General features: G+C 46.2%; 7 protein-coding genes and 1 pseudogene. 3 read left to right on the plus strand and 5 right to left on the minus strand.

The genetic code is table 11. The features are described 5' to 3' along the window. Nucleotides 1-27 precede the first annotated feature (27 nt). Nucleotides 28-2,859: an ATP-binding protein gene (locus LEPBO_RS0132935; protein WP_017291863.1), complete on the minus strand. Its 2,832-nt coding sequence runs from the start codon at nt 2,857-2,859 to the stop codon at nt 28-30. Nucleotides 2,860-3,438: 579 nt separating this feature from the next. Here LEPBO_RS0132935 and LEPBO_RS0132940 point away from each other — a divergent pair. From LEPBO_RS0132940 to LEPBO_RS0132955, 3 genes are all read left to right on the plus strand, one after another. Beyond that, on the plus strand, nt 3,439-4,032 hold the full coding sequence (locus LEPBO_RS0132940; RefSeq protein WP_017291864.1) for a helix-turn-helix domain-containing protein: 594 nt from the start codon (nt 3,439-3,441) through the stop codon (nt 4,030-4,032). Between the two features lie 146 nt (nt 4,033-4,178). Then, entirely contained in the window at nt 4,179-4,349 is a 171-nt protein-coding gene (locus LEPBO_RS43150; protein ID WP_154660849.1) for a hypothetical protein, read from the plus strand. Nucleotides 4,350-4,733: 384 nt separating this feature from the next. Then, nucleotides 4,734-7,958 carry a hypothetical protein gene (locus LEPBO_RS0132955; RefSeq protein ID WP_017291867.1) on the plus strand — a complete coding sequence of 1,075 codons (3,225 nt, stop codon included), beginning with the start codon at nt 4,734-4,736 and terminating at the stop codon, nt 7,956-7,958. A 44-nt stretch (nt 7,959-8,002) separates the two neighbouring features. Here LEPBO_RS0132955 and LEPBO_RS0132960 read toward each other — a convergent pair whose 3' ends face one another. From LEPBO_RS0132960 to LEPBO_RS0132980, 4 genes and pseudogenes are all read right to left on the minus strand, one after another. Then, nucleotides 8,003-8,338 carry a XisI protein gene (locus LEPBO_RS0132960; protein ID WP_017291868.1) on the minus strand — a complete coding sequence of 112 codons (336 nt, stop codon included), beginning with the start codon at nt 8,336-8,338 and terminating at the stop codon, nt 8,003-8,005. Further along, nucleotides 8,326-8,741: pseudogene (locus tag LEPBO_RS45515) on the minus strand (element excision factor XisH family protein). Before LEPBO_RS45515 ends, LEPBO_RS0132960 begins: the two are co-directional and overlap by 13 nt. A 150-nt stretch (nt 8,742-8,891) precedes the next feature. After that, nucleotides 8,892-9,464, minus strand: coding sequence for a hypothetical protein (locus tag LEPBO_RS0132970; protein ID WP_017291869.1), 573 nt, complete (start codon nt 9,462-9,464; stop codon nt 8,892-8,894). A 66-nt stretch (nt 9,465-9,530) separates the two neighbouring features. Next, nucleotides 9,531-10,895, minus strand: a complete 1,365-nt coding sequence (locus LEPBO_RS0132980; RefSeq protein ID WP_017291871.1) for a hypothetical protein — start codon at nt 10,893-10,895, stop codon at nt 9,531-9,533. Nucleotides 10,896-11,098 lie beyond the last annotated feature (203 nt).

Genomic DNA, 11,098 nt, shown 5'->3' on the forward strand with positions numbered 1-11,098 from the left:
ATGGCAAAAAGCAGGAATCTCACAACTCTACAACTTATTCCCCAACAACTCTAATAAAGTAAGGAGGGGAGCAAAATCGAATGTACAAACATCCAGATCATGCGAACCTTCTGTACCAAGGCCATGGTCACGCCAATCATCATCCCAATCATTCTCATAGCGATAGCGTGGTGATTGAATAGTTAATGCAAGCAGTAACTCTGCTCCAAGTTGAGAATTCACAAGAATCACAGTGGTTAGGTGAAAACCATTCCGATTGAGCATAAATTCTCGGAATTCATGATTCACCTCTCCTGCTGGACCTTTTGGATGTGAAGGTTCAAGTACGCCAATACCGGGCCTAGACAGAAAGCAGGAAGTCTCTGTTGACTCTAATCGATTTGCTGGAATAATTTCTCGACCTGCTAAAGCTCTTAAAAGCCAGGTTGAGCGCTCTGGAATAATCCGAAGAGTAAAAACGATGCAGGCAAAAGCATTTGATTTGAAGTCGCCTAAATAGTAATTCTTTCTTCTGCTTAGCTCAGGGGCAGGTAATACTCCTTGTTGTCGAAGCTTGATAAGTTCAGCTAATTCTGCACTACTGATAGTGCGTGCTGTTGGATCAGGATCAGGTAACAACACTCTTTGTGCTAGATTAAGAATAAACTCGGCTACCTCTGTTCGGAGCGGAAACCTTCTCGCATCTGTACTCCAATTCAACCAAGCCTGTGCTGCCTTAAAAATAATGCAAGATTCTTCCAGAATATCGTCTGGATTCTGTGATAAAAGCCAACGCCAAGCAGGTTCCCACAACTGCGGTTTTGGAGTGCCTGTTACCTGGTCTTGTACTGCAAGCTTTGTCCGGAGCGACGTGGGTTGAGAATCATCAGCTTCATAGTGAAAAGGAGTTGTTGCGATCGCTAAAAGGCGAATAATAAACCGTTCAATAATCAGTGGTAGATGTTCACTAGGGCATTCTCCAAGAACAACGCCAGGCTGCGTACTCAGAATTGCGCCATCCAAGAAGGAGTCTAGCAGTTGCAAGTACTCTCCTTCTAGTGCCTCACATACTGTCTCTTGCCACGTTTCATGGTTTTCTGACTCTAGGACAACCTGTAAAGCAAACCATCTAACAGGCTGTGACCAAAGCGGATTCATCAGTTTTTCTACCAGATTGTTTGTCTCAATCTCCCGACGGTTGCTTCTAAGAGAATGGAATCTTGCACAGTCTCCAACGAAGCGATGAGACACGGTGACTCTTTCATCTACAACTCGAAGGCAATCTTTTCGTGTGAGAGTGCTTAGAACATCGCTCCCAATTGATGAATCAAAGTAAAGCGGCAGGTCGGGTGTAAACCTGTTTGCTAATTCTTCGGCTACCTTTATCAAAGCACGGCATGATTCGTTAAAGTTTCGATCGCCTCCAATATGATCACGCCAAAACCAGTTCAACAAATCTAGATCACTCTTGAACTTAGAGACATCAACCTGCTTTTCTTGCACACTCCGAATCAGCCAGTCCAGTAACTTCAAATTCAGAGCAGGACCAAACTCATTGTGCCGCTGAATTAAGTCAGCAAGTCCTACTGGAAGATTCTCAGTTAATTTGAGCACTTGAATTGGAAGTTGTGGTAACTCTATGACTGGAAGCGATAAATCTGTGCCAAATTGGGCAGAAAGTTTTTCACGAATACGATCTGCACCACTTGGATGTGAAACGAGTACAAAACGGATATGACTATTTGTGTGAAGGTTTAGACTTGTGTGAATAAGATCTAAAACAGTGTTCAGGCTCTGCTCATCAACATCGCTAAGATCATCGATGATTAAAATAGGATTTTCGATGACCCTCGCTGCAAGAAGTTCGTCAAGCCGTCTCAGCCCTCGACCAGCAATAACGTCTGATGCTTCACTAAAGGCAACAATATCGGCTGGGTTAAGAAATAAACAATCAAAATTCTGAAAACACTGTTGAATTGCCAGCTTGCAAAGCACTGACTTGCCTGAACCAGATGGACCAGAAAGAAGCGTTATGTGTTGAGAAAAGACACACTCCTGTAGCTGGGAGAGTTCAGTTCTAGATAAAGCGATACTCTGCCCCAATGTACCTCGCAGAGCATGAAGACGCTTTTGCGATTGACTCAGTAATCTGGCAAGTGTTGCGCTAAATGCTGCTAGTCCTTGATCATTAGCCAATTCGCGCCAAATAAAACTGCTGATGCGTTCTGGGGGAAATCCTGAACCAAGCTGGAGAAGATACCCAAGCCAGCGTGCGATCGTCGTTCCTGCATCTTCATCACGACACAGCTCTTCTAACTCATTGTTCAATTCAGCCCTCGGATCAGTAACCAATTCACAAGAAACCTTCGATTTGAAGTTAGTGAGTTCTGGTTTCTGTTTATTCTGCGATTTTGTCCCCCATCCTTGAATAACTTCTTCAGCGCTCCGCTCACCCTCAAATTTACCTGAGATGACAAATCTGAGATGGTCTAGCAAATTAGGTATATGCTCAGAAGCAAGCTTGAAAATCTCCCAGAGTTCTTCAAGTGCCGAACGTAGCATAGTTTCTGATAGGGTTCGCTTAACTTGGGTCAGCGTAACAACCACTCCTATCTCAACAATGTCTGATAAGGCTTCTGTAAGAACCCGTTGAGATTGTTGCAAATCTTGTCGTTCAGCTTCAGGTAACTCTTTCCAGCAACGGACAACCTTCAGAAGCGCTAGAAGGAATTGGTGCTCAAATCCACTGATGGCAAGTAAACCACCTTCTGCACGAGAACTTTGTTGTTCTTGCCAAATCGCCCTAAGCTGGCTGAGTTGAGAGAGACGGGCGAATTCTTGAGTATCTAGGGTTGTTGAGGATGGATCACGATCGCTCATATATTCCTTTTAACTTATAGAAAAGTCAACTTGATTTGAAAGAAAACGATCGCAACAAATTTCTACCTCTAAAATAATCGGATGGAATCCAAGGTTGCGTTCTGCATCTTTAATGCCTTCGCAGACTTCTAGCTGATGATTCTGATTACGTTCCCCACCAATAGCAATGGCTTCTTAATTCTGCCACGGCTGATTTGATAAGTTTAAAATTCGAGAGTTAGATGCACCAGAACTCGCGACCTGAAGTAAGATCAGCGTAAATCCTCTACAACTCGCTACAATTCTCCGATTTTCCAAACTTTGGAAAATTTAGAGAGGGTCAATCTTCAGATTTTCCAAGCTTTGGAAAATTCCAAACTAACGATCGATCAACAGATAGCCTATCATTTCGTCACTTCAGGTTCTTTCCAGCTATACCCATACCTATCTAAGCAGGTATTTCCTAGCTAAACGGAAGATTACCCCCACCTACTTTTTACAAAAATGTCGATATAGCAGATCTTTCGAGCGTTTAGGCGTTGACAGTAATTTGTTCGAGGTGTAATTTTAAAGGCGAACCATCTGTCGAAGGACACCAAAATGCTGGTTAGTAAACTGCCAAAAGTGATGGAGCATTACGGGATCAAAGATCCTGATACGCTCTATGACATTATTAAGCAGAATCTACCGGAGTCCTCGTTGAACCGAGATCAGTTAATCAAGCTGTACTACGGGCATACGAAACGGCTCGGTCGGGAAGCACTCCTCGATTGCTGCCGCTTATTTGGTCTGACACGGGTGGGACAACTGATTGATTTTGATACTGCTCCAGAGACTCCAAATGAATTCGTTGAGATGCGACCGGATTCGGTTCTGCTCATCGGTCATGTGTCAGAAATCCTGAAGCAGCAAGGTAAAAGTCAATATCGATTAGAAATGGATACGCGGATGCACGCGAACACCATTTCTAACTGGGTGAGTGACTTTGACTCGATGAATCGATTTGAACTCAGTTCGATCGAGAAAATCTGTCAGGCACTTAGCTTACCGACTGTCGATCTCTTACTAACCCTAAAAGTGGTTCCGGTACGCGGTCGTCGTAAAGCGAAATCCATTCAATCGATCTTTCATCCAAAGGAGGAACGCCCCAGTCCCCTAATTTCAACCAACCTTCCCATTCTCAAAACTGCTTAACCATTCGCTTCAAAAAGCGAGAGGGGCAATCCTCTGCCAAGGATCACCCCACAAAAAATGGTTCTCGACTTAATGAATCCGTGCTATCAACACGGTTTTCAGAAAACGCAATGTTTGAATTGCGCCCCTTTTTCATGAGAAAAATTATGCCACAGAACACTGTGTCGTGCCAAGCCTGGGTACGAAAATTTCGCATTTCAAAACCGCCGACCGTCGAAGAGCCTGATTTCCTCCAGCAACAGCGAAACTCCCGAAGTCTCAATGGCGCGTTTCTTAGAGAGATGGTCAAGCAAACGCCGACTGAATGCCTCATGTGACGGGGCATTCAATTTGTTTTGGGTTCGTGTGTGTACATTGCGCCGGAGTAGAGGAGCAACACGTCTAGATAGCTCAAGTTTGGTCGCTGGATCTATCTAAATGTGTCCGAAGCCCTTACCCCGAACTAGATGACGGAACGCCTAATTCCGCCATTTGACGATCATCGTATCAAGTTTGCGGGCAAGTTGCCACTGCCACGCTCCCTACTTCGCGCCTACGAAGTAGAGGCAAATAATGCAATTTAATTTATTGATCCCTGTCGATCGACAGGGCGAGTTTTGCGTGAGCGACCCTTGCGGTATCTGCCAAGCAGCGCGCATTCAATCGCTCGCCGTCCTCTCAATCGCGCTTTGGTCTCGGATCCTCACAGGAGGGCAGATGCTATGAGCCGATCTTTTCGTTCTCTCAAAGGCGATTGCCCCATCTGTCAGGGCGATCGCAAAGACTGTCGTGAGAATACAGCAACGCACATTATTCACTGTCGAGATCTCAACGCGACTCCGATGGGGTTCCGATTTATTGGAGAAGACGCGATCGGATTTTCGATGTGGGTCGAAGATTCGGAAAATTCTGCAACGTTCCAGCGTGAACCGCGACGAGTTGAGCGATCGCAACTTAAGCAAACCCTGAGCATTGAAGAGCGAGATCGACAGTTCCGCAGAATTTGTCAAAGTTCTGGATATTTATCAACTCGGCATCAGCAAGCTTTGGGCAAGCGCGGTTTAGCGCCGGAGCAAATTGAATGGGTACATCAGCAAGGACTTTTATGGACTTGGGCTGCTGACGCTCAGATTCCTGGGATCACTGCTGAGTTACCGGGTGTGACTTCTTGTGGGCACTTGCGCCGATATCGAGGGATTGCGATCGCGATTCCTGATATCAACGGCAGAATCCTCGGCGCACAGATCAAACCCGACAACGGCAAATATTTCTGGGTCAGTTCTGAGAAAATCGGGGGTGTAGGCATCAACCTGCCCAATGGAGAAGTACCGATCGGAGTTTACCGATCGAAAGAAACTGTCCAAAGTTCTGAAATTAACTTAGCCGAAGGCTTTCTTAAACCCTTAATTGCTGCACAACGGTTTGGCTTGTTATTTATTGGAGCCGCCGGGGGGCAGTGGGCAAGAAGTCCACAGTTATTCAAGCAGTTTCTTGATCAAACTGCGGTTGAACTTAATACTCAAGTAGTTGTTTTGAACGCGGATGCAGGCGCGGTTCAGAATCGTGATGTGCTGCGTGAATATCGCTTAACCTGGGAACTCCTTCAGGGTTGGGGCTATACCGTTCAAATTCGCTGGTGGGGACAAGTCACGAAAGCAGCTTGTGATATTGACGAACTTGACTCCGTAGGCTTTAATAAGGCTCAATTGATCAGTGTTGAAGCCTTTGAAGCGATCGCGGCTGAACAAGAAAATCTCCTAATTCAAGAACTCAAACATCTGCTTCGTCGCCTCACTCCGAAACCAAAGCCTGCTCGTGGGTTTCAACCCACTCCTGCACTGCAAGCGACTGCGATCGTGGAATATGAGTCGTGCGATCGCAAACAAGTTTGGCAGCAAGCAGTTCATCAAGGGTATCGGTATATTCTGGATCAAAGTGGAACAGGAAGCGGGAAGTCTTACACCACTGGACAACTTTCTCCTGAAGAGTTTGGAGTACGGCAGCTTTTCTACTTATCAAATGACCACCGCAATCCCACAACCGAAACACTTCAGCTTCAGAATGGCTGGATTGACTTAGAGGCGCGGCATGGCGGACTTGTGACGAAAACTCAGCCAGATGGAAGTGAAAGGCTGCAACGCGCTTCCGCCGGAGCAGCTTATACAGTCGCGCCTAACTGTAACCGTAATCAATTGATTAATGTGCTGAGATCGAAGAATGTTCATGGTGCAGATACAGCTGCTTTAATTTGCGGCACTTGCCCATTAAAAGAAAGCTGTACTCACGCTCAAGGCAATGGCTATGGATTTCTCAACCAGCGCCGGATTGCTCTATCCTCGCCAAAAGTGCGATCTCACCCCGATAGTCTTGCACCTGCGATCGACTACGACTACACTACCGTTTTACTAGCCTGGGATGAACCTGGACATAACTTTAAGGTTTCACAGAAAATTCAGGTCACAATTAGCGATGTTGAAGCTCTACTCGCACACTTGCTGAAACATTGTCCTCAACTTTTGGAAGTCTTATCTCCGCTTCTTATTGCGCTTCTAGATTTGTTTTCTGGAGCATCCGATCGCAAATTCGGTTTGACGCATGATGAGGTCATTTCCAAATTTCCACAATTGCCAACCCTCGCTCCGATGCTGCTGGAGCAAGCCCTTCAGCCTACGCTAAGTTTTCTCAACACAACGGCTCAGTATGGTGCTGACCTACAAGATTTGCCCAGAAACTTACGCAAGCAGTTTCTTGAGAGCGATTACACCAAAGCCGAACAAGCTCAACAGCAAGTTCTAAAACAGTGGTTTTCAGACTTCGTGCTGATTCTACAAGGCAAAATTCCTGGCGGCTATCTTTCCTTCCATCGTCAGTCGCTCACGATGACCCTTCCTGATCCTCGCCATCGCTCGATCGTGGCGGCTGCCAAAGCAACGGTGTTTCTTGATGCCACACTAACTCCAGAGGAACTTGCTCAAAAGCTGAACTGCTCGATAGATCAAATTTTTGTGTGTCGTGAGCAAACTAAAGTTTCCAATAATTTGAAATTATTTCACATCACAGATTTAGGGCGAATGGGAATGCAGCGCGGCAAACAGCAGGAGCGGCGTTTAGCTGCATTGGTGGATCACTACCGATCGATTGATCCCACTACAAAAGTCATTGACTTCAAAAAATTCGATGCGGATGGCGCACATTGGCGAGATAGCCGTGGGGTGAATACTTTCTTGCAAACTAAAACTCTGATTATTGTGGGTGCACCTTGTCCTAATTTGACAGAGATGCTGGCAGAGTATTCGGTTTCGATAGGTGACATTGCGACCGAGGCGACCCCCGAATTTCAGGCTTGGCTGTACCAAACGATTCAAGCTGAACTGATTCAGGAAATTGGACGACTGCGATCGCAGCGACGACCTACCGAACAGTTGCAAGTCATTCTGATCACGGATTTTCCAATTGATTTAGCGGCTGAACCCCTTAAAGCTTCAGAAGTCACGCTAGAAGCTGCAACTAGAACAGAACGGCTGACTGCGGCAATTAAGCAGGCGGTTGAATACCTGCAATTGACTGATCAGAAACCAACTCAAGACGCGATCGCTCAAAGAGTTGGGGTGAGCCAAGGTTACATCAGTCGGCAATTCCGAAAATTATTACAAACGCTATTAGATCCGATCGATCGCACTCATCATGAAGCTTCCTCAGAGGAAATCGCTCCGATAGAGATGCTGATTCCAGTGGCAGACCAGGCATTAGCTGACAGCCAAACGCCAATTCAAATTTTGGAGACGCTTCACGAAGTCTTCCTAAGTTGGAGCGAACCCGCGAAATGGGTAGAAATATGGCGACACCTTCCCTCTCCTACCCAGATTAAGGCTCTTTTTGCCTTACTACTGGTTTCAAAACCACCTGAACTCGATTTCCTGAGAAACGAGAGAATGTCTAGCGGGTAGTTTTTTTTGCGATCGCATTTCTTATGAGCGTCGTGCTTTGTCTCCTAAGCCTGAGCAAACCCCGAATACTTTCTCAGGGTTGGAGCTTGGTACTCTAAGATGATATCCGCTTTAGGAATACCTTCCTCAATCAGAACGTTTGCGATTCCCTCTTCCGTTGGGTCGCTATGAATGTAAATTTTTCCGTTTTTCAACGAAAGGTGCAGTGTTGTGTAAATTCTTCGCTGTTGAGCATCCCACCCAGTCTGAATCACCTGATATTGATCAGCTGCAGGATCACATAACAGTGCTGTCTCTGCATCTTGCATTCGCTGATACAGATCGTAATAGCGCTGAAGAACTTGTTTAACAATGTTTCGGTACTGCTCTACTCGATCCATGTGACAATCTCTTGGTTTTCGGTGCTGTACACTAAAATCCTAATTCCATACGTCCGAATACTGTCCTGGAAAAGGGGTTTCTCAAACTGAGTATCGTAAAGTTCCTTCGGAACAGCCAGAAAAAGCTTCCGGTTCCACCGATTGTAGTTGAAAGCAAGTTGGTAGTGGAGATACTGCCCGACCGCCGCATGAAAATCATTGACAGCACTCGGATCAAGAAAGCTTTTAATTTCCACTGCAATTTTCTCAGCGTCTCGCTGTGCTGCAATTATTCGTTCTGCGCCAAATCCACTTTGAGGTTTGTTAGACCATAACGCACGACTAAGGGATCGTCTGTAATTGTCCACCCATCGCGAATAAGAGCTTGCTTAACCGCATCATGGAATAAGTCTTTTGCGCTCATAATGCGATTCTCCAATCAGCACATTAGCCCTGGCTGAGGGTTTGGTGATTGGAAGAGCTAGGTATCAACACAAACACCAACATTTCCAGAGTATAGGATAACGGCTTCAGCCATAGATGTATACTTTGGTGAAAAGAGTATAAAAAAGCTTCACCAAAATTTATTTTGCCGCGACTGATGCGGTTCTGCTTGATAGATTGTTTTGTAGGTTCGCTGAAGTGCCAAACTGTAGCGTCCAATGTCTCCCGGCTGACTGCTTGTAACCACGATCGTATAAATTCCAGTCGCTGACAGCTTAGTTTGAAGCCGAAGATTAATGGCTTCTATATATTGCTTCCCTTCACCAATCACATTGTTATTCATATCCAGCAGTACAAAAGCAGGTTTGAGCTTGAGTGAGTTCCTGGAGCGAGAATCTGTTGATCCAACAACACTTACGCGAATGTAATCGCCTTGAAGCCCTCGAAAGCGGTAGGCATCAAAGAATCTTCCTCGAAATTGAAATCCGCCTGGTGCTAATACTCCAGGAATCACACTGCCGTATTGAATCGGTTGAACTGTTGGCCTGGAGCGGACAGCAGGATTGGGATAAGAAATGGCTTGGTTCCTCGCCCTGCTGTCCGGACGAGCCTCTGCTCTGATAGTTGCCCGGTTGATCACTCCAAAACAAGCTAGAACGACCAGAAATAGCTGAATATAGCGGAATTGAAGGCACTCGCTCACAAGTTTAACTCTTGAATTGAAACTGAATGGTGCGATCCTTGCAGTGGATAGCGCGATCGCATTAAATCATCTTGTCGAAACAGCAGCATTGCTCTCTACTGGCTGAGAAGATTTAGGTGTGCCTGCATTAGCTTGCACAACATCCGTTACTTTTTGCAGCGTTTGGGTATCTAGAGGCTTGAGCATCAATATTCTCTCTGCTGAAGAGAATTCAGCAACTAAATCTGCATTCAGAGGTTCAGGAGGAGGCGTTTCAATCTGAGGAGCTTGATTTTTGATCTCTATTGGTGATCGTGGTACAGATGGAGGCTGAGGAGAAGCTGTTTCTGTCTGGAGGGTTTGCTGAGGAGATTGAACTTCGTTGCGTTCCGCTTGAGAGGGTTCTCCTTGTGGCTGTGCTGGCGACTGAGAAGGAACTGTGAGTTCGCGTGATGGCTGAAGTGCCTGAGGTGTTGCCGTTTGCTCTCTCTGTAGCAGTTCGCTTTGAGCGATTTCTCCAGAGGTACGCTCTCCACTCACTGTGGGTGGTGGCGTTAATGCAGTAGAGGATGACTGAGTTTGGGGCGAAGTTGTGATCGCTTGAGGTATCGCTACTGGCGTTTGAGTTGCTTCAGAACGGGCAACTGTCGAAGGGGCTGGCGGAGGAGAAGGAACAGGAAGAAGGGGAGTAACTGGAACAGGAGCCGTTCGATTGGGTGCAGCAGATGAGTTTGTCGCAACAGTTGTTGCTGCTGTGTGAGGTTCAGATTGCGCGATTGCTTTTTCAGTATTGACTGCTAGTGGCGTTAACTTGGGCGGTGTAAATTGCGTCAGCGGGGGAATGGATAGCGTAAATGGAACAGATTGAATGACTGGCGTAGTCGCGAGGCGAATAGTTGTCGCTGAGGGATCAAAAGCATTTGCGATCGCTTGTTCGAGCAGTGTTTGGACTCGTGGTGTGGTATAGGTTCCAGTTCCGCGCAGAGATTCGAGCGATCGCAGTGTATTTGACCAGTCCCGATTAGCAGCCGCAGAGAGAGCTTGATTCAAAAATCTGGCTTCCTGCGTCCAAGCGGTACGAAATGCTTTGACTTGTGAAGTGATGCTTGCGCTAGATGGAATAGGTTTGAGCGAAACTAAGGCTTGATCAAGGCTGCCTTGGCGGTATTGTTCTAAAGCTTGTTGTAAAACTTCTTTCGACCAGCTTTCCTGAAATTGCTGGGCTTGAAAAAAATGGCGGCTGTTCCGAGGAATGCCTTGAACCTTCTGGAGAGCTTGAGCAAAGCGATCTCGACTCGCCAAAGATTCTGCCTGCTGCAACATATTGGCATAGATAGTTTCCATCTCGTTTGGGATTCCACTCTTCTGAACTGGAATCCCTACTGTCATCGCATACAAAGCAAGTGACACGACAGACATAGATAGTCCGCCGCCCAAGACCCAACGACTCATAGCAGTCAGTCCCCTAAAAACGTTTAATTTTGACAAAGCGAGTACTTCAACGTCTAGTACTTGCTGGAGGTGTAGCTTGGTGGACGAACCTGTGCAGAAAGATGTTCGTGTGTTTAAAATGCAAACGCTGAAATACTATCGCGCTCAATTTGCGATGTCTTCTTCCGATCGATAGAGTCTCCATCAGCTCATTCTGTTGCTTT

Source organism: Leptolyngbya boryana PCC 6306, assembly GCF_000353285.1.
Lineage (GTDB): Bacteria > Cyanobacteriota > Cyanobacteriia > Leptolyngbyales > Leptolyngbyaceae > Leptolyngbya > Leptolyngbya boryana.